The sequence below is a fragment of the Campylobacter concisus genome (assembly GCA_002092835.1).
In the GTDB taxonomy this organism is placed as follows: Bacteria; Campylobacterota; Campylobacteria; order Campylobacterales; family Campylobacteraceae; genus Campylobacter_A; species Campylobacter_A concisus_K.
The window spans coordinates 138,810-159,409 of sequence record LVWL01000001.1 but is presented as its reverse complement, the minus strand read 5'-3'; the positions used below and the strand labels follow the sequence as shown (position 1 = coordinate 159,409).

Annotated in this window: 14 protein-coding genes and 5 pseudogenes; 5 read left to right on the top strand and 14 right to left on the bottom strand. The window is 39.3% G+C overall.

Going from position 1 to position 20,600, the window contains the following annotated elements:
• Window positions 1-172 precede the first annotated feature (172 nt).
• Window positions 173-1,941 (top strand): annotated as a pseudogene (locus A3835_00750) (aryl sulfotransferase).
• 35 nt (window positions 1,942-1,976) lie between these two features.
• On the opposite strand, the gene A3835_00745 reads toward A3835_00750, so the two are convergent.
• Window positions 1,977-2,327, bottom strand: a complete 351-nt coding sequence (locus A3835_00745; protein ID ORI10866.1) for a hypothetical protein — start codon at window positions 2,325-2,327, stop codon at window positions 1,977-1,979.
• A gap of 547 nt (window positions 2,328-2,874) precedes the next feature.
• Between A3835_00745 and A3835_00740 the strand changes: the two genes are divergently transcribed.
• Both A3835_00740 and A3835_00735 read left to right on the top strand, forming a co-directional pair.
• Complete coding sequence (locus A3835_00740) at window positions 2,875-4,548, top strand: dihydroxy-acid dehydratase (GenBank protein ORI10865.1); 1,674 nt, start codon at window positions 2,875-2,877, stop codon at window positions 4,546-4,548.
• An 81-nt stretch (window positions 4,549-4,629) separates the two neighbouring features.
• The gene (locus A3835_00735; GenBank protein ORI10864.1) at window positions 4,630-6,198 is read left to right on the top strand and encodes a hypothetical protein; all 1,569 of its coding nucleotides are present in this window, start codon (window positions 4,630-4,632) and stop codon (window positions 6,196-6,198) included.
• A gap of 30 nt (window positions 6,199-6,228) precedes the next feature.
• Here the strand turns inward: A3835_00735 and A3835_00730 are convergent, their stop codons facing one another.
• The 11 genes and pseudogenes from A3835_00730 to A3835_00680 all read right to left on the bottom strand — a co-directional run bounded on the left by A3835_00730 (window position 6,229) and on the right by A3835_00680 (window position 16,244).
• Window positions 6,229-6,519, bottom strand: a complete 291-nt coding sequence (locus A3835_00730; protein ID ORI10863.1) for a hypothetical protein — start codon at window positions 6,517-6,519, stop codon at window positions 6,229-6,231.
• A gap of 99 nt (window positions 6,520-6,618) precedes the next feature.
• Window positions 6,619-7,263 (bottom strand): rubrerythrin family protein, encoded by a 645-nt coding sequence (locus A3835_00725; protein ORI10862.1) that lies wholly within the window; start codon window positions 7,261-7,263, stop codon window positions 6,619-6,621.
• Window positions 7,264-7,356: 93 nt separating this feature from the next.
• On the bottom strand, window positions 7,357-7,581 hold the full coding sequence (locus A3835_00720; protein ID ORI10861.1) for a hypothetical protein: 225 nt from the start codon (window positions 7,579-7,581) through the stop codon (window positions 7,357-7,359).
• The gene (locus A3835_00715) at window positions 7,578-8,138 is read right to left on the bottom strand and encodes an NAD(P)H dehydrogenase (GenBank protein ID ORI10860.1); all 561 of its coding nucleotides are present in this window, start codon (window positions 8,136-8,138) and stop codon (window positions 7,578-7,580) included. The genes A3835_00720 and A3835_00715 overlap by 4 nt, the downstream gene beginning before the upstream one ends.
• Before the next feature lie 270 nt (window positions 8,139-8,408).
• A pseudogene (locus A3835_00710) lies at window positions 8,409-9,089 on the bottom strand (antibiotic biosynthesis monooxygenase).
• Window positions 9,090-9,104: 15 nt separating this feature from the next.
• Window positions 9,105-10,540, bottom strand: a pseudogene (locus tag A3835_00705) (alpha/beta hydrolase).
• A 21-nt stretch (window positions 10,541-10,561) separates the two neighbouring features.
• Complete coding sequence (locus tag A3835_00700; GenBank protein ID ORI10859.1) at window positions 10,562-11,320, bottom strand: oxidoreductase; 759 nt, start codon at window positions 11,318-11,320, stop codon at window positions 10,562-10,564.
• Window positions 11,317-11,958: an oxidoreductase gene (locus A3835_00695; protein ID ORI10858.1), complete on the bottom strand. Its 642-nt coding sequence runs from the start codon at window positions 11,956-11,958 to the stop codon at window positions 11,317-11,319. Before A3835_00695 ends, A3835_00700 begins: the two co-directional genes overlap by 4 nt.
• Window positions 11,959-11,987: 29 nt before the next feature.
• Window positions 11,988-13,132, bottom strand: a pseudogene (locus A3835_00690) (butanol dehydrogenase).
• A 74-nt stretch (window positions 13,133-13,206) separates the two neighbouring features.
• The gene (locus A3835_00685; GenBank protein ID ORI10857.1) at window positions 13,207-13,881 is read right to left on the bottom strand and encodes an anaerobic ribonucleoside-triphosphate reductase activating protein; all 675 of its coding nucleotides are present in this window, start codon (window positions 13,879-13,881) and stop codon (window positions 13,207-13,209) included.
• Between the two features lie 260 nt (window positions 13,882-14,141).
• A complete protein-coding gene (locus tag A3835_00680; protein ORI10856.1) occupies window positions 14,142-16,244 on the bottom strand; it encodes an anaerobic ribonucleoside triphosphate reductase in 2,103 nt (700 codons plus the stop codon).
• A gap of 312 nt (window positions 16,245-16,556) precedes the next feature.
• Between A3835_00680 and A3835_00675 the strand changes: the two genes are divergently transcribed.
• Together A3835_00675 and A3835_00670 are read left to right on the top strand one after the other, a co-directional pair.
• Window positions 16,557-17,090, top strand: coding sequence for a hypothetical protein (locus A3835_00675; GenBank protein ID ORI10855.1), 534 nt, complete (start codon window positions 16,557-16,559; stop codon window positions 17,088-17,090).
• Window positions 17,074-17,526: a hypothetical protein gene (locus tag A3835_00670; GenBank protein ORI10854.1), complete on the top strand. Its 453-nt coding sequence runs from the start codon at window positions 17,074-17,076 to the stop codon at window positions 17,524-17,526. The genes A3835_00675 and A3835_00670 overlap by 17 nt, the downstream gene beginning before the upstream one ends.
• Window positions 17,527-17,639: 113 nt before the next feature.
• On the opposite strand, the pseudogene A3835_00665 reads toward A3835_00670, so the two are convergent.
• A pseudogene (locus tag A3835_00665) lies at window positions 17,640-20,014 on the bottom strand (ribonucleotide-diphosphate reductase subunit alpha).
• Window positions 20,015-20,035: 21 nt separating this feature from the next.
• Window positions 20,036-20,599, bottom strand: a complete 564-nt coding sequence (locus A3835_00660) for a hypothetical protein (protein ID ORI10853.1) — start codon at window positions 20,597-20,599, stop codon at window positions 20,036-20,038.
• Between the last annotated feature and the right edge of the window lies 1 nt (window position 20,600).

Genomic DNA, 20,600 nt, shown 5'->3' with positions numbered 1-20,600 from the left:
ATTTGATGCAAATAACTAAAATTTAGGGGCATTTGCTCCTAAATTCTTCTTTTTATTTTTACCCTTTAAACGACTCTTTTATAAATTTACTTAAGCCACTTTTCATATAAGCGTTAGTTTTGTGTGAAATTTGGGTAGTAAGATATCATTAAATTTTATTAAAGGAGCGAAAATGAGCAAGAATTTCTTAGGTTCTGTTGCCCTTGCGGCTGTTTTGGTTAGTGGTCTTAGTATAGGTATCACACCACTAGAGGCTGGAGTCCTGGCTCATCACGTGAAGGTTCAAGGCGAGCTTGGATCAGTCTTTATAAACCCTTACGACGTATCGCCGCTAACTGCGGTTATAGATAGGGCTGGCAAAGATATCAAAGATATCCATGTCAAAGTAAAAGGCAAGCCAGATGGTGGTATCGATATCGACTACAATGTCTCAGAGCATGCCTTGCTCACACATGACGGCGTGCCTATTTGGGGGCTTTACCCTGACTATCTAAATGAAGTAGTCGTAAGCTACACATTTAACGGAGCTAAAAAGGTAGAAACGTATAAAATTTATGCCCAGCCTATCGTCACATATAGCCGTGATTATAGGTTCTCACACATGCAAAAGACTCGCGTCAAAAAGGTCGATCCTGCATTTAAAAACAGGCTCTATCTCATAAACAACACGATCACAAGCGTCTACAAACCACTTGATTGGAAAAATGGCGGAGCTGCTAGCTGGAATGACTTTACCGAAAACTACATCGTAGATACCAAAGGCGAGGTCAGATGGTATCTTGACTATCAGAAATTTTACGACCGCAGCGAGCGCAGAGTGATGGATGGAGGCATGATGATGGGCTTTCATCAGCTAAAAAATGGCGATATCAGCTTTGGTATGGCTCAAAGATATCTAAGATATGACCTTATGGGAAAAGAAATTTATAATCGCCCGCTTCCAAGAGGCTACATCGATCTAAGTCATGAAGTTATGCCATTAAAGGACGATCACGCACTTCTTAGAGTTGGCAAATACAACTACCACCATAAAGATGGCAAAATTTCTCACACTATAAGAGACCACATCATCGAGGTCGATAGCACCGGTAAGGTGGTCGAAGAGTGGGATCTAAATGAAATTTTTGGCAATAATGTTTACCGCAGCAACCTCATAAAAGCGCTTGATGCAAGAGCTGTTTGTCTAAATATCGATATGGACGCAAAAGAGATAAAGATAAGCAACGATCTACCATTGGCGACATCACCTCTACTGGCACAGGTAGAAACTGGGCTCACGTAAATTCTATCTCATACGATGAGAGCGATGATAGCATCATCCTCTCACTTCGCCACCAAGGCATCGTTAAAATCGGACGCGATAAAAAAGTAAAATGGATACTCGCTTCGCCTGAGGGCTGGAGTGAAGAATTTAAAGCCAAAGTGCTAACTCCAGTCGATAGCAAAGGCAATAAGATAAAATGCGAAAACTCAAAATGCGAGGGCGAATTTGACTGGTCTTGGACTCAGCACACTGCATGGCTAACGCCAAGATATGATAACAAAGGCAGCGTAAAACACCTAAGCGTCTTTGACAATGGCGACGGCAGAGGCATGGAGCAGCCAGCATTTAAAGAGGATAAATACTCTCGTGCGGTCGAGTACAAGATAGATGAGAAAAAGGGCACAGTAGAGCAGACTTGGCAGTTTGGCAAGGAGCGTGGCTTTGACTTTTACAGCGCAGTTACTAGCAACGTCGAGTGGCAAAAAGATAAAAATACCTACTTCATCTCAAGCTCAAATGTAAATTTGCTCCGTCCTGATAAGACTATCAAAATGGTCTTAGTTGAGATCGATCCAAAAACAAATGAGATCAAATTTGAGATGGATGTGGACTCTGCTTCAAGAGATGATGTTGCTTATAGGGCGATGGTTATTGATCCGGAGGTATTTAGTTATTAGCAGTATCTGGTGTGAGATTTTTCTCGCACCAGCTTTTAGTTGTTGTTTTGAAATTTGTAGATTGCTTCTTTGATTCTAGTAAGGTTAAAATTTATCGCTCGCTCTAGTTCTGGCAAGTCTATATCTTTATCTACTTCGAATGCTTTTACCATCTCGCTTAGCTCTTTTGTCTCATCGCTTGCAAGAACTGTGCTTTTAAAATTATCAACGTCTATCTGGTCAAATTTTAAAAAGATCGATGCAAATTTATCTTTCAAAATTTCTTTATTTAGCTTTCTATTTTCCAAAGCTTTCTTTGTTCCACCATTTTTATTACAGGTTCTAAATATCGAATCTATTGTTTCATTCACTTCATCAATTAAAATTTCTGTTTTTTCATTTTTCATACAAAAACTCTCTTAATTACAAAATAAATTAAAAATTTAACAAAAACAACATCTTCTTTGTGCAAGAAGAAAATATTAAATTTGTTTTTGTCTCATGATTTTCATAAAAATTACCATTAGTGTTTAAATCTGTTGAGAATGTTTTGGTTTGCATTGGTATTAATTTTACACTTCCTTGTTTCATTGGAATTTTCCATCCTTGTCAAAAAATTTTATCGCATTGTATAAATTTTTATAAACTTTGTAAATTGTACCTGAGTACAATAAAGCCCTATAAATCAATATTTATAACACATTGGTGATAATTTTACGTTATTAATTTATATACCATTTTGATTAAAAACTAGGGTGATTTCATTATTATTTTGCTCACCTTTTTAGGATTTTTAAAAATTAAAAGTGTTATTTGCATAATAAAATTTATTAAAAAAGTATCAAATCTCAATAAATATTAAATTTTATGTAGCTCTACTTTTATAGTCAAGCTTAAAAACTTTGATACTTTAGATGTGATAAAATCTCTAAAAATTTTAAAAAAGGATCAAATTTGAGAAGCGACATAATAAAAAAAGGCTACACAAGAGCCCCACACCGCTCACTTTTACGTGCGACTGGGCTAAAGGACGAGGACTTTGATAAGCCCTTTATCGGCGTTGCAAACAGCTTTATAGAGATCATACCAGGGCACTTTTTCTTAAACAAATACGCACAAATTTTAAAAGATGAAATTCGTAAAAATGGCTGTGTGCCGTTTGAATTTAACTGCATCGGCGTGGATGATGGCATCGCGATGGGGCATGGAGGCATGCTATATAGCTTGCCTAGCCGCGAGATCATCGCAAACTCGATAGAGACCGTGATGAATGCTCATGCACTTGATGCGCTTGTTTGTATGCCAAACTGCGACAAGATCGTCCCTGGCATGGTTATGGGCGCTTTAAGGGTCAATGTCCCGACCATTTTTGTAAGCGGCGGCCCGATGAAAAAGGGCTACACAAAGAACGGCAGGCCGATCGACCTTGCAACTGCATTTGAGGCGGTTGGTAAATTTGAGACCAAAGAGATAGACGAGGCCGAGCTAAGAGATATCGAATGCAACGCATGTCCGAGTGGTGGTAGCTGTAGTGGTATGTTTACAGCAAATTCCATGAACACGCTTTGCGAAGCGATGGGCATAGCCCTCCCTGGTAACGGCACCATCCTAGCGCTAACTCCGGAGCGTGAGGAGCTCATCAGGCAAGCTGCTCGCAGGATCTGTGAAATCGCACTTGATGAGAAATTTAAGATAAGAAACATACTAAATGAAAAAGCAATCCGCAACGCGCTTGTCGTTGATATGGCAATGGGTGGTAGCAGCAACACCGTTCTTCACATGCTAGCCATCTCAAGAGAGGCAGGCGTAAATTTAGACATCAAAGAGCTAAACAAGATCAGCCAAAATATCGCTCACATCGCTAAGATCAGCCCAAGCTTGCCAAATGTGCATATGGAGGATATCGGCAGAGCTGGTGGTATGAATGCAGTGATAAAAGAAATTTCACGAAGAGACCACGGTATGCTAAATTTGGACAATCTCACAGTTAGTGGCGAAACTTTAGGAGAGCGTGTCAAGGTAAGTGACATCAAAGATGAAAGCATCATTCACAAGGTAGAAAATGCCTATTCTCAAGTTGGCGGACTTGCCATTTTGTTTGGAAATTTAGCCGAGCAAGGCTGTGTCATCAAGACAGCTGGCATCGTTGGCGAGCGTAAATTTAGTGGCAAAGCAGTCTGCTTTAACTCACAAGATGAAGCCATCGCTGGCATCTCAAGCGGTAAAGTAGATAAAGGCGACGTCGTCGTCATCCGCTACGAAGGCCCGCGCGGAGGCCCTGGCATGCAAGAGATGCTAAGCCCTACTTCACTCATCATGGGACGAGGCCTTGGCGCAGATGTAGCGCTCATCACAGATGGTCGCTTTAGCGGGGCGACAAGGGGTCTAAGTATCGGTCACGTAAGCCCAGAAGCAGCTGAGGGCGGCATGATAGGCTTGCTACAAGACGGCGATATCATAGATATAGACGTCGATAAATACGAGATAAACGTTCGCCTAAGCGAGGCTGAGATCGCAAAGAGAAGGGCGGAATTTAAACCAGTTGATAAGGCGCTAACCTCTCGCTGGCTAAGGCAATACCGCAAACTAGTCACAAACGCTAGCAACGGAGCAGTGCTAGAAGCATAAAAAATTTATTACAAAAGCAAGGAGCAGCCCTCTTTGCTTTTATAAAAATATAAAAATTTCTTCATTTTTTAAGGATACTAAATGCAACAAGATTTCTATTTTTATGCTGCCATATTTTTAGGAGTACTATTTTTGATTGCGATATTTGTCATCTATTCATTTAATAGAGACAAGCTCGAGCTAAAGAGAAATTTGGCGCAAAAAGAGCAAGAAAATTTTGAAATTTCATCAAATCTAACAAATTTAGTATCTAAAAATAGTGAAAATCTGCAACTAATTAGCGAGCAAAAAGCAAGGCTTATGTCAAATCACGAGCGAATAGACGAGCTCATCAGTGAGATCGATACACTAAAAACCAAAATAGCGCAAAAAGATGAAGCCGAAGATGCGATGGAGCGCGTGATAAACGAGCTTAAAGAGAGTATCGGTACAGCAAATGAAAGGGCCAAAAATAACGAGGTAAATTTCACTGCAACTCTAGCCGAGCTAAATCAAAATAAAAATGCTTTAGCTGAAGCAAATGAGAGAGAAAATAGATTAAAACGTGATATGGCTGTGCTTAGAAATGAAATAGAAGCAAAAGAAAATAGCCTAAAAGAGCAAGAGGCAAATTTATTAAAAGTAAAAAATGAGTTAAATTTGGAATTTTCTAATCTTGCAAATAAAATATTTGAAGAAAAAAGTGCAAATTTCACACAAAATAGCCAAAATTCTTTAGATCTTTTACTAAAGCCGCTAAAGGAGCAAATTTCAACCTTTCAAGAACGCGTAAATGCAGTCCACGACGAATCAGTTAAAGGCATGAGTGCGTTAGGAACGCAGATTAAGCACATAAGTGAAATTGGTATCTCGATGTCAAAAGAGGCAAACTCGCTAGCCACTGCACTAAAAGGTAGCAATAAAACACTTGGGAACTGGGGTGAAATACAGCTTGAACGCACATTTGAGGCTTCTGGACTTGTAAAAGACGAGCATTACTTGACACAACAAAATTTCAAGAACGAAGAAGGCAAACGTCTTATTCCTGATTTTATAGTAAAGATACCAGATGGCAAACACCTAATAGTTGATTCTAAAGTCTCACTTATAGCTTACGAAAAGGCTATCACAGCCAGCAATGAGGAGGAGCTAAATTTAGCATTGAAAGAGCATATTGCTTCTATGAAAAATCACATAGATAGCTTAAATAGTAAAAATTACGGTGAGATCGTACCTGATAGCCCTGACTTTGTATTGATGTTTATACCAATTGAGCCAGCATATATCGAGGCTATGAAATTTGATAGTTCACTTTTTGACTACGCATTTCAAAAGCGCGTAATACTAGTATCTCACACTACGCTTATGCCTATTCTTCGCACAGTGGCAAATTTATGGCGCATAGAGCGTGGCAATGAAGAGGCCAAAAATATCGTAAAGAGTGCGATTAAAATTTATGATAAAGTCCGCAATGTGGCCGAGCATATGAATAGACTTAGCAATACACTAAATACTGCGAATAAACATTTTAACGCCCTTGCATCAAGTTTTAGTGGTAGAGATGGTCTTGTTAGTAGACTTGAAAATTTTAAACGCTTGTCTCCAGACGAGCAAAAAGATATAGAAGTAAAAGAGATCGGCGTAAATAACGAATTAGAAAAAGAGGATTAGGATATGGCTAGAAAAACTAGCCATAAAAATTTATTTTAAAAGACCTTGTTTTTTCATTTGTTCCATTACTTGAGCAAACATCTCTTTAGCTTGTTTGCAAGTAGCGTCTTGTTGCTCTTTTGGAAGTGCAGCAAGTTGGTCCATTGATTGCTTCTTTTGATCTTCATAAATTTTTACTTGTTGCTCTTGACCGGCTTTTTTGTAAGCTTCAACCATCTTATCAATGTCTGAGAAGTAAGACTTGCAAGTATCTGTAAGATCTGCAGCGTTTAGGCTTAGTGCAAAGCCAAGAGTAGCTAAAACTAAAAGTGATTTTTTCATCTCTTTCTCCTTGTGAAAATTTGAAAGGATTGTATCATTTTTATAATATTTTATAACTTAAATTAATAGTCAAGGCAAACACCTTGACTATTTTGGCTTTTAGCCTAGAAATTCGCGTTTAAAATACTCTTTTGGAGCTTTGCAAAGTGGGCAAGCACCTGGAGCTTTTTTGCCTCTGTGAACGTGTCCGCACACTTCACAAACCCAGATATCTTCCTCATCGCTCTCAAAAAAGCCCTCTTCATCAAGCATCTTTTTAAGTTCCAAATACTCTCTCTCATGCTCAACCTCAACCTTACCGATCGCATTAAATAGCCTTTCAACATCTCTTAGCTCTTCTTCTTTTGCGATCTTTGCAAAGTCTGGATACATAGTCGTATGCTCGTAGTTTTCGCCAGCTGCAGCATCAAGTAAATTTTTATCCATCTTATCGATCGGATCGTTAATCATCTCGTGATATTTCTTAAACTCAGCCCTTGCGTGCCATTTCTCGTTTTCAGCTGCCTCGTAAAAGTGTCTAGCTATTGCGTGATAGCCTGCTTCTTTGGCTAGATCACCGTAAAGCTCATACTTGTTTCTAGCTTGTGACTCACCAGCAAATGCCTTCATCAAATTTACCGCTGTTAAATTTTCAGTCACACATTTCATCTCTTCGCCACAACAGGTTAGTGTACCACCACCAACTTTTTGTACTTCGATCTCGTTGCCGCATTTTTCGCATTTGTATGTTTCATACTGTCTCATTTTGACTCCTATTTTGATAAATTTTGATTGGATTATAACCAAATAATTAAAATAAGTAAATAATAATTTTTATTGATAACGTATATTATTATTTTATTTTTTACACAAAATTTGCGTGAGTTTTGTTACAAATGGATAAACTAGCAAAAGCACAGGATAAGCTACTACAAAGGCTTTTACGTAAGCAGTTAGCCAAATTTTTACAAAGCCATCAACGAAGCCAAGGTTTAAATATGTCAGCACAAATGACATGAAAAAAGCCATAAATGCTGACATTATAAACGCAAAAACATATCTATAAAATTTCGCCGGTATCATGAAATCTTGCCTATCAGTTCCCCTAACCTTTTTGCATGATCAAGCACCTTTTGCCTCATCAAAGCAAGCTTTGCCTCATCGTGCCTACTCTGATATGATAGCCCTCCGCTATAAACATATCCTGTAAACTCCATGCCACACATATTTGCTAACGCCTTAAGTGGCGGCAAAAATTCCTCTATCTCATAGCGCTGAAGTGCTTCTTTTTTATAAAGCTCCTCAGGCGCGCCAGAAGTAAATGAAAGCACCAGCTTTTTACCCCGTAGCTTATCTCCACTGCTGCCATGAGAGAAGCCATGAACTAGCACATCTTCAAACCACTTTTGTAAAAGTGACGGCACGCCGTACCAGAAAAATGGATAAACAAGCACAATCACATCAGCCTTTACTAGCTTTTCTTGCTCAGCTTTTACATCGATAGCGTAGTTTTTATAAAGCTCACTTAGTATGTCAAATTTAGCCTCTGGTACCTGCTTTTTTAGCTCACCCAATATAATCTTATTTGCAAAGGAATTTTCAAGGTCGGTGTGACCTGATACGACTAAAATTTCACTCATTTTTACTCCTTAAATTTACTTGCAAACAAAGCTACTTGCCTTGCTCGTGTCGCCACCCACGTATGTAGCCACCTTTGGATACGCGCACACCAAAAATTCCTTGCCAGCGTAGGTCTTACTCTTAGCTAGCATGTTCTTTGTCCTTTTCGTTCCACACCGCATCTATCATCTCGTTGTTTAAAATTTCACATCCAGCCTTATCAAGGGCAAGAGCCGTGCTACGAACAAGCGCTGGTGCGCAAAAAAATGAAATTTTCTTCATAACATCTCCTAAAATTTTACCTTGCTAAATGAGGTCTCGTTTTTGAGACCAAAGCCATCAAATTCATCTATAAGTCCAGCTCGCTCTTTGGCGTAAGCCTTGTAGTTTTCGCTGTGGTGGTAGCTCTCAAAGCTAGCTTCGTCTTTGTAAATTTCAACCAGCACCCACTTGTTAGGTGCCTCTTTTTGACTAGAGGCAAACTGCGCGTAAGCGCCCTCATCTACGCTTTTTTGCATATATTTTTTGATGATCTTTTCAAATTTCGCATCGCTCTTTGCTAAAAGGCTTAAATTTGTGATGTGAAAGTAGGCATCTTTTAGGCGCTCTGGCGTTAAATTTTTAGAAAATGCAGCTCTTTTTTTTCAAGCTTATAGCCTTTTTGCTAGCCAAAATTTCAGTGCTTGCGCTTGCAAATTTCTTAAAATGCGCCGAGCTTATATGCTTTTTATAAGCCGCCTCGTCCTTGTAAACTCAAGCACGTAAAATAGCTCCGGTTTACTCTTCTTGCTCATGAAAAACATCACATGCGTGCCTGGCTCACTCTTTGAGCTTAGTATTTTTTCCCTGCCAAGTTGCTTTAGCAAGCTCTTGTTATTTGGCGTTGAAAGCAGCTCATATAAGCTCACTTTCGCCTCCGCCCCAAAGGCAAAAGCTGCCGAAAATACTAATAAAAATAGCTTTTTAATCATCAAATTTCCTTAAATTTATCTCTGTTCAACTCTTTTCATCCAAGCAAAAAGCTCGTCTAAGTCGTAGTCGCCGCCATGTCCTTGTCCCCAGACCGCTTCAAAATCAACCTCTTTGCCAGCATTTTTAAGCGAAAGTGCGAGTATAGCAGGCACAGCAAGTGCTAAGTCAGTGTCGTTTGTCCCCTGCCTTATGCGGTAAAATTTCGCTGCATTTTTGTTTTTGACGTAGTTCATCGCATTCATCATCTTTATGACGCCAGCATCCGCCATCTCACCTTTGCTTCGCTCTTTTGCAAATTTAGTAAAGTGCTTTGCAGGCGTTTTGCTATCACCAAAGAGGTCATTTTCAGGATTCTCTAGCCCAATTCCGTCAAAGGCAACCACCGCTTTGGCACGTTTTAGCGAGGCAATGAAGTCTTCAAGCTTAAACGTATATCCAAGCGAACATCCTGCGTGTCAAGAGTTATAAATTTAGGTGTGAGCGTGTTTTTGTCGCTGCTTTTTGTAGCGGTAAATGCCCTTGAGACGAGAGCATTTATATACTCTTTGAAGCTGCCCTCGCCATTTTCATCAAGACTTAACGCATGACCTTTCGCGTCTTTTAAATTTAGCGAGTTTAGATAGGCTGGGAATTTACTCTTTAGCTCGCGTGAGAGCTCTTTTTGCGTGGCGTTTAGCTCGCCTGTGATAGTGTTTGGCTTTTTACTTCTGTCGTTAAAAGAGCCCGCGTCAAGACTTGTAAAATCAATCCTTTCAAATTTATCCAAATCCCCAAACATCCACTCATACGCCTCGTCCTCATGCTCCAAATTTGTCACAGGGCAGTAGGCTGAAGCGGCATAAATTTGATCATCCGCCTTTGCAGCGCCTAGCTCTTTAAGATATGGCTCATACTCTTTTGCATTTGCGCTTGTGCCAAGAAGTGCCGACATCGCACCACCTGCGCTCGTGCCATTTGAGATGATCTTATTTGCGTCGCCTGGCATAAATTTATCGTTAAATTTTAGATATCTAACGGCCGCTTTTAGATCGACTATCGCAGCTGGCGCTTTGCCGATGAAGCGCTCGCCATCTTTTAGCGTCCTGCCTCTAGCGCCAACGCTTGCCACGACGTAACCTCTAAGAAGCGCTTCGAGAGTGGCATTTGGCTTTTCGTTTTTAGTTTCTGGCTTTTGGGGTTTGGCTGGCATGTAGCCGCCAATGCCGTTTGGCATAAAAATAGCCGTAGTTTTATCGTCAAATTTACCCTCTGGCACGTAAAAATTTAGCACCTCATAGTCGCTCGTTGGCTTTGTCACATAGACTATGCCCTCATAGGCTCTAAATTTAAGCGTCCTATCGCCAACTTGCACGCTTTTTAGCTCAAATTTACTCTCATCAAATTTAAGCTCACTACCAAAGCAAGCACCTACTAAACAAACCCCTAAAATAGCAACTCTAACGCATTTCATGATCTGCCTTTTTATTTTGTCCTACTTTTGCTTTAACACATAGTCAAATTTGGGCTGGTGTAGCGAAAACTCAAAGCTATCTCTATCCACCGAACCAACGCAGTAATGGCTATCATAAAGTCGCAGCAAAAACTCCGCCATCTGCTCGCTCGTGTGGTACTTTTTAAACGCCTTGTCGTAGTCGTAGCTCTCTTTGCTAGTTGCCACCATGCCAAATTCTGTCTTTGTGGCAGCAGGGGCTAGCACTTTAGCCTGCATCTTTGCCTGCTTGTCCTGTGCTAGCTCGTGGTAAAGTCCCTCACTAAAGGCACTTACGAAAAATTTGCTAGCGCAGTATGTGACGGCGTTTGGCACGATCTTGTAGCCGCCTATCGAAGAGATGTTTATAAGCTGTGTATCTTTATCTTTATATTTTTTAGTAAAGAGCGTTGAGAGCGTCACAAGCGAGATGATGTTTAAATTTATCATCTGCGTGATTTTGTCTAAATTTTGCTCGCCAACCTTGTTATAGTCGCCAAAGCCAGCATTGTTTATAAGCGCTTTGAGCTCAAATTTTTCTAAATTACGCCAAAGAGCTAGGGCATTTTCTTGCTTTGAGAGATCGCAAAGCTCTATCGCCACATCGACATTTGCAAATTTAGCTATCTCGCTTTTTAGCTCCTCTAAAAGCTCCCTGCGTCTTGCAACAAGTATCAAATTCTCCCCGCGCCTTGCAAATGCCTTTGCCGCCGCCGCTCCTATGCCTGAGCTTGCCCCAGTGATGGCGATGTATCTTTTCACTTCGCATACTCCACCGGGCTATAAATTTTGACACCTTCGCTGTGGTCATCTTGCGCTACTTCCACGATCACTTTAGCGATGTCAGCTGCCCTCATCGGACGATACTCGTCAAAAAAGCCTTTTGGGATAAATTTAAACGCCTTTATCGCCAGATACTCGCCTAGTCTAAATTCCTTTCTCTCAGCTTCGATAAGTGGCAGCCTAGCGATATGAAATGAGCTATATCCAAGCTCTTTTATCTTTGCTTCTGCTTGACCTTTTGCCTTTAGGTAAAACGAGCCTGACTTTCTGTTTGCGCCTGCAGCCGAGAGCAAGACAAAGCGTTTTGCACCGCACTCCAAGCCAAATTTGGCGAAATTTATCGGATAGGTCACATCGACTTTGTAAAACTGCTCTTTGTGCTTTGCGGCTTTCATCGTCGTGCCAAGCGCGCAAAATACGTCATCAGCGATAAATGGCACCTCATCTTTAAAATCATCAAAATTTACTATCTTTACTTCAAGCTTTTCATGAGTAAATTCTAGATCATGCCTAACGAGAGCGACCACCTTGCTATAGTGCTCACTCTCGCATAAATCTTTTAAAATTTCACTTCCTACAGCGCCGCTGGCTCCTGCTATAAGGGCGACTTTTTTCATGTTTATCCTTTGTAAATTTTGGATAAATTCTATCTCGCTAAGGCAAAAATTTCGCTTATGGCCTCTTTTGTATAAATTTGCTCCAAGCCCCTGCCCTTGGCGTAGTCATAAACTAGCGTCATGATCTCGTCTAAATTGGACTCATCAACGCCGATCTCTATGAGGCTTGTTGGTGTGCCGATCTTGCTAAACCACTCTTTTAGCTTCTCTATGCCTGCGTCTGCGTCATCAACGCCAAAAATTTCTTTGCTAAAGCGCTTAAACGCCTTTAAATTTCTACTCTTATACCACTTCATCCAAGCTGGCATAACCACACTTAGCCCAGCCCCGTGCGCGCAATCAACCACCGCACCTATGGCGTGCTCGATCATGTGATTTGGATAAGAGTAGCCAGCCGTGCCAACGTATGTTAAGCCATTTAGCGCCATCGTAGCAGCCCAGGCAAACTCACCTCTAGCATCGTAATTATCTGGCTCTTTTAGCAAAATTTCAGTCGTTTTCATGACCGTTTTGATGTTTGCTTCGATGTATAAATTTATGATCTCAGGCCGAATGCTTGCCGTAAAGTATCCCTCGATACTGTGAGCGATGATGTCTGAAGCTGAATAGACCAAATACTCTTTGCTCACGCTTGCTTGAAGTAGTGGGTTTATAACTGAAACCTTTGGGTAAAGACAAGCGCCGTGCATAGCAAATTTCTGTTTTGTGGCTTCATTTGTGACGACTGCGCCGCCGTTCATCTCTGATCCAGTCGCTGCAAGCGTTATGATGTCAAATATCATAAGCGCTTCACTTGGATCTTTACCGGTAAAAAAGTCCCAAACGTCACCGTTATATTTAGCTCCAGCAGCCACAGCCTTTGCCGTGTCAAGCACCGAGCCACCACCTATGGCTAGCACGCTATCGACACCTTGCTTTTTAGCTAAATTTATAGCCTCATTTACCTTGCTAAAACTGGGTTTGACTTCACGCCGCCTATCTTACAAAACTCGATGCCATTTGCACTTAGGCTCTTTGCTGCGACATCAAAAAGGCCATTTTTTATGATCCTATCGCTGCCATAGATGATAAGCGTCTTTTTAACGCCAAATTCCTTCATATATCTGCCGATGTTTTGCTCTTTGTCTTTGCCAAATTCTATTTTTGTAGGGTTTAAAAAGCTAAAATTTTGCATATTTTCTCCTTATTAGTTTTAATGATTATAGTTTTGCAAAGCAAAAATTTTTGTTAAAAATAATGAGTAGAAATTTAAAAATTTCTTAGTTTGATAGGAAGTTTTGAGATGATTTTTTTCGGATCAAAGCTACTTTTAGCATCAACCAAATTTCCAAAATTTTCACCTGTGCTAAGGAATTTTTGCAAATAATAATTGCCTCTATATCCAAGGCCATAAAGAATTTCAGACATCAAAGAAATATCTGCTTCATCTAAAAAATCTGCATGCACGGTTGTTCTTACTTCAAAATCAAAATTTATCTCAAGCAGATATTTTAGCGTGCTAATAAATTTTTCATATAAATTTGAGTCAGTTATGCCCGTAAATTTCTCTTTTGGTGCTTTAAAATCAAGTGCAATATAGTCAATCAGCCCTTCGCCTATCGCCTCTTTTAAAATCTCAATATGAGAGCCATTTGTATCGACCTTTAAGCAAAAATTTCTTGACTTAACCTCTTTTGCAAGTTTTAAAAACAAAGGATTTGCTGTGCATTCGCCACCACTAAAAACGATGCCATTTAGCTTGCCGATACGACGATCTAAAAAGCTGCAAACATCATCCATGCTTATAGTGCCATTTGAGTTTACGACTTCCACGTTGTAGCAGTATACGCACCGCATATTACAGCCTGCAAACCAAACCACGGCAGCGACTTTGTCTGGATAGTCAAGCGTAGTAAATGGCGTTATACTAAAGATTTTTTGCAAATTTGTGGACCTTTTGAAATTTAAAAGGCACAGAAGATTGTGCCTTTTTGTATTTTATTGTTGTATATTACTGCAATGATTTATCTTTTGCAGCAACTCGCGTGCTCGTCAAATTTTACACGCTCTTTGTGTTCACCTTTTTTGCCAAGGTTAAAGCTCTCAACTGGGCGATGATAGCCCATAACACGTGTATAAACTACACACTTTGTACGCTTGTCTTGTAGTTTTTCCAAGATCTCTTTTTCTGTCATTTGCTCTCCTTATTTGGAATTATTTTTCTCTTTTTCTATCAATTCTGCATCACAAAGCGGACAAAACTCATGTTCTCCAGCTATGTATCCGTGTTTTGCACAAACGCTAAATACTGGCGTTATCGTGATATATGGGAGTTTGTAGTTTGAGATTATGCTCTTTACAAGCTCCTTGCAAGCTTTGGCTGAGCTTATGCGCTCTTTCATATAAAGGTGAAAGACTGTACCACCAGTATATGAGGTTTGAAGCTCATCTTGCAAATCAAGTGCCTCGTAAGCGTCATCTGTAAAATTTGCAGGTAGCTGGGTTGAGTTTGTGTAGTAAATATTCTCCCCACCACCTGCTTGGATAATGTCTGGATAGCGTTTTTTATCCTCTTTAGCAAAGCGGTATGTTGTGCCTTCAGCTGGTGTTGCCTCAAGGTTATATAAATTTCCAGTCTCTTCTTGAAATGTCCTTATCTTGTCGCGTAAAAACTCAACCATCTCAATAGCAAAATCACGTCCAAATTTTGTTGAGATATTCTCTTTATCATTTGTGAAATTTCTAAGAAGTTCGTTCATACCATTTATACCAATCGTGCTAAAGTGGTTATTAAAGTGCTTTAGATATCTAGCCGTATAAGGATAAAGTCCTCTGTCATACATCTCTTGTATAAATTTACGCTTTTTCTCTAGGGTTGATTTAGCTAGCTCCAAAAGATAACTCAGCCTGTTATAAAGTGCGACTTTATCACCTTTGAAGTTGTAGCCTAGGCGAGCTAAATTTATAGTGACAACACCGATCGAGCCTGTCATCTCAGCACTACCAAAAAGACCACCACCTCGTTTTAAAAGCTCTCTTAGATCAAGCTGTAAGCGGCAGCACATAGAGCGAACATGTCCTGGTTTGTAGGCTTTTTCGTTTTCTATCTTATTGCCATTTTCGTCATAAGTGTATTGTGAGCCGATAAAATTTTGAAAGTAGCTTGAGCCCATTTTGGCAGTATTTTCAAAGAGTACATCCGCTACTTCGCTATCCCAGTCAAAATCCTCTGTGATATTTACCGTTGGTATAGGAAATGTGAAAGGCTGCGAGCACTTATCGCCAGCTGTTAAAACCTCGTAAAATGCCTTATCTATGCGTGCCATCTCAGGTTCAAAGTCCTTGTAGGTCATATCGATCAAATTTTTCCTGCCACGCTCGTTTGCTTTTTTCAAAATTTTCTCATCTTTTACATTTGTAAAGAGGTGTATATCATCGCTCGTTGGGATCTGATCTCTTAGGTCGCTTGGGCAAGTGATGTCGATAGTTACGTTTGTAAATGGACTTTGTCCCCAGCGTGCAGGCACATTTAGGTTGAAAATAAAGCTAGTTATCGCCTTTTTGATCTCAGCGTCACTTAGATCATCTTTGAAAACATAAGGTGCAAGGTAAGTGTCAAAGCTAGAAAAAGCTTGAGCACCCGCCCACTCGCTTTGCAAAATTCCTAAGAAATTTGCCATTTGATAAAGCGCTTCTCTAAAGTGCTTTGGCGCTTTGCTCTCAACTCTGCCACGAACGCCGTTAAAGCCTTCATTTAGCAATGCTCGCAAGCTCCAGCCAGCACAATACCCTGTAAGGCAGTCAAGGTCGTGGATGTGATAATCGCCATTTCTATGAGCAAGTCCCTCTTCTTTGCTATAAACAGCGTCTAGCCAGTAGTTTGCTATGACTTTACCAGCGGTGTTGTTGATGAGGCCTGCATTTGAGTAGCTTGTATTTGAGTTTGCAGAAATTCTCCAATCAGTGCCGTTTATATACTCATTTATCGTTTGAGTTGAATTTATGTAAGTCGTATCGTCATTTAGGCCTAAAATTTGCTCACGCTGAAGCTTGTGTGTGTGGCGGTAGAGCATAAAGCTTTTTAAAACGTCAAAATATCCGCTATTAAATAGCTCTTTTTCGATCGCATCTTGGATGTCTTCGACTGTTATCGCGCTTGACTTTTGAAAGATATCTTGGACAACATTTGTAAAAACTTTCTCATCATAAGCTAAATTTTCGCTAGCAAATGCTTTTTTTATCGCATCCACTATCTTATATGCTACAAATTCTTGTCTTGTACCATCTCTCTTCAAAATCTCACGCATTACTCGCTCTTTCTTCTAAATTTTCAATATAAAGTTTAAAAGTATAGGATAAGAAAGCTTAAACAATAGATAACTATTTTATTTTGTTTAATAATATTTATCAAAAAATATAAAATTTTAAGAACTTTTCTTAAAGGATAAATTTACATTATTTAAGTATTTTAAACTAAATTTTGATTATTTTACTTAAGTAATTATTTTAGTTTTACTTTTTAAAAATATTTATTATAAAATACAAAAGGTTTTAATAAATAATTAATAAATAAAGGGATAACATAACATTAATTTAACTTATTTAAAAAGGAATTTAAAATGAGAAAACAAACCATAGGATGGCTTGTAGACAAATTTAGCATAACACTACTAGCATTATTTATACTTCAAGGCTGTGGCTATAATATCCAAATGGCTCCAAATGTAACAAAAACTACTCATGACTATAAATTTATAGCAAAATTAGAAAATACAAAAGAATATATGATTAAGTATTTACCTCCAAATATTACCTCTGGCGAATCTGAGCTCAACGCAAATTATGAATTTATTTACACTGACCAAGAATGTGAAACAAACTTTGACAGCATAAATATATTTAATCCGCTAGTGCTTTTTGGTTTTCCAATGAGTAAAGATACATTTAACATGATTGCAAATTTAAGAGTTTTTAATGAGCATGGCGAGATTAAATTTAGCTCTGCTTGTCTAAGTAATGTGAGCAGAAATATATTTAAAAATACAAATATGACTGAGCTTAGAAAAAAATGCATAGATAGAATGAGGGAAAATTTACAAACACAGATAAATCAATCTTATGAAAAAGGAGATTTCAATGTTTTTAAAAAATAAGTTGGTGCAAATTTGCATTGCACTTTTAATGATGTTTGGCTTCAGTGGATGTGGAGCAAAAGGAGCTAAATTTAGTGGGTTTGAAACACCAAAACAAGACGAATCAATCCTTTATGTATATAGGGAAAAGGGCTTTGGAGGCAGTGCTGTAACTTATGATGTAAAGGTCACTACACAAAATCCGACACAAACTATAATAATTGGAACAATGAAAAATGGTGGCTTTTTAAAGACAAATTTAAAAGCAAATGAAGAAGTTGAAGTGTGGGCTAAAACTGAAGCAAAGTCTTCAGTAACAATCGAAACAAAACCAAATGAAACTTACTGTGTAAAAGCTAGCATTGGCATAGGTTTTTTAGTTGGCAGACCTCATTTAAAACAAGTTGATAAACAAACCTGCCAAAAAGAGATAGTAGAGACAAATCACTCAGAGTGATAAATTTAGGCTTTATATAAAACAACTTATCTAAAGCCTATTAAAATTCTATATAAATTTTAAAATATAGACATACTTCTCAGGAGAGAAATTTCTCTCTTAAATTTTGATTATTACTGGCAACCCTCGCATTCGATTGAGCGGTCGGCCACGTCGTTTAGCTTTTCGCTGTCTGGGCTTTCAGAGCGTAGATAGTAGGTTGATTTTAGTCCAAGCTCCCATGCAAGCGTGTAAATTTCACTTAGGTATCCACCGCTTGCTTTGTCTAAGCTCATGAAAATATTTAGACTTTGACCTTGATCGATCCATTTTTGGCGTATAGCACCTGCTTTTATCAAAATTCTCTGATCAAGCTCGTATGCTGGCGTGTAAAACTGCCAAGTATCAGGGCTTAAATTTGGCACGACATTTGGGATCATACCGCTTAGGTTGTGCTCAAACCACTTGCGCTTATAGACTGGCTCGATGGTCTGAGTGGTACCAACGAGGATCGAGATCGAGCTAGTTGGAGCGATCGCCATTAGGTAGCCGTTTCTCATGCCGTCACGCTTGACCTTCTCTCTTAGCTTGTCCCAGTCGCAGACATTTTCGTCAAACAGTCCACCTTTGTCGTTTAAAAGAGCTTTTGCATTTTCGTTTGCGGTGTCTATCGGCATGATGCCTTTGCTCCATTTTGAGCCTTCAAATTTTGGATAGACGCCCTTTTCTACGGCTAAATTTGAGCTAGCGTAGATGGCGTTGTAGCTTATGTTTTCCATTATGCTATCAATCAGCGCCAAATGCTCATAGCTGCCCCATTTTACGTTTTTCTCAGCTAGCATTTGCGCCTCGCCCATTACGCCAAGGCCGATCGAGCGAGAAGATAGGTTTGTGTGTTTTACCTTTTTATGTGGGTAGAAATTTAGATCTATAACGTTATCAAGCATTCTAATAGCTATCGGCACAACACGCTCGATGTCCTCTTTACTATTTATCTTGCTTAAATTTATACTTGCGAGGTTGCAAACTGCTGTTTTACCCTCGATGCTCTCTTTTTCTACGATGAAAATTTGTTTGCCTTTTAGGCTGTCAAGCGCGCTAAGCTTTTTGGCTTTTTTAGTTATGCCGCTATCGACCGTTACGTCTTCCTCTTCGTCAAATAGCTCCTCCCCGCCATCTTCATAAGTGATCTTGATCTTATAGTAGTTTGGCGCTGTGTTTTGGAAAATTTCGGTGCATAGATTTGAGCTTCTGATGATACCTTCGTGGTCGTTTGGATTTGCTTTGTTGGCATTGTCTTTAAAGCACAAAAATGGCATGCCAGTTTCAAAATAGCTAGTTAAAATTTTCTTCCAAAGCTCTTTTGCAAGGATGGTGTTTTTCTGGATGTTTTCATCGTTTTCATACTCCAAGTATCTCTTCTCAAACTCCTCACCATAAAGGTCGCAAAGGTCACTTACTTGAGCTGGGTCAAAGAGGCTCCAGCGGCCATTTTCTTTAACACGCTTCATAAATAGGTCGTTTATCCAAAGCGCAGGGAATAGCTCGTGTGCACGGCGTCTCTCTTCGCCTGAGTTTTTACGAAGATCGAGAAAATCGCTCACATCCATATGCCAAGGCTCGATGTAAACGGCTATCGCGCCCTTTCTAGTGCCTAGCTGATCGACCGCTACTGCGATGTCGTTTGTCACTTTTAAAAATGGTATGATACCGCCGGCTGCGTTTTTGTGTCCGTCGATACTGCCGCCCATCGCACGCACCTTACTCCAATCCCAGCCGATACCGCCACCAAATTTTGAAAGTAGCGCCATCTCTTTGTAGCTATCAAAAATACCCTCAATATTATCAGGCGTACTACCTACGTAACAGCTACTTAGCTGGTGGCGTGTAGTTCTTGCATTTGAAAGCGTTGGCGTGGCTAGCATCACTTCAAATTTAGAGATGAGATCGTAAAATTTCTTCGCCCAGCCTTGGCTATCTAGCTCGTTTTGCGCAAGAAACATCGCAATAGCCATAAACATGTGCTGTGGTAGCTCGATCGGCATGCCATTCTTATCTTTGATGAGGTAGCGATCATAAAGCGTCTTGATACCAAGGTATGCAAACTGAGGTCGCGCTCTGGCTTGATGTATGCATTTAGATCCTCAAGATCGTACTTCTCTTTTAGCCCAGGGATGATGCGGCCTACTTTTTCGCCTTTTACTAGGTAATCTTTTAAGTGATTGTAGCCGTTAAAGCCAGTCACTTTGTGATAAAGGTCGAACAAAAATAGCCTCGCAGCGACAAATGTCCAATTTGGACGGTCGATGTCGATCTTATCAACTGCTGTTTTTATAAGAGTTTGTTGGATTTCCTCAGTCGTTATCATGTCTCTAAACTGGATTTTCGCGTCCACTTCAAGTTCACTAAGGCTTACATTGCTAAGGCCAAAAACGGCTTCATTTGTATATTTTTTAATCTTACTTATATCAAGCTCTTCAGTTCTTCCATTGCGTTTTATAACTTTCAAATTTTTTCCTTATCTATAATTTTATAAGCCAAGTCCGGCAAAATACGGCAAACAAGCAATAAGGGCATCAACAGATTTATCGCCAAGCCATTTGACGACTTCCATTAGCTTTGATTTTTTTTCTTGATTGTCTTTACAATATTCAAGCTCACTAAGTATTCCTTTTAATTCATGCTTCAAATTTTTAGCAAAAATCTCATCTGGAATTTGATCTATTTTTTCCATCGCGCTTTTGATGCTAATATTTTGAGTGATATTGGCGTTAGCTGTATTTGTATTATTTATACTTATAGAACTTTGGGTATCTTTTTTAAGTACTCCATTGGCTCCATCTTGAAGTTTAGCGGCGTATAATTCTAATTTTTCAATAAATTGTTGTAATTCGTCGGAACATTTTTCGTAATAAATTTCATCTGTTTCATAGTTTGATATATTGTCATAAGAAATATAAATTTCATCTTTATGATATTTATCAGCCATGCTACACAAAAATCGATACGTTTTTTCATCATTTTTTTCATTTATAACAATACGTGCTTTATCTATATCTCTTAATATTATTTCAACTTGTTTATCATTTGCCATT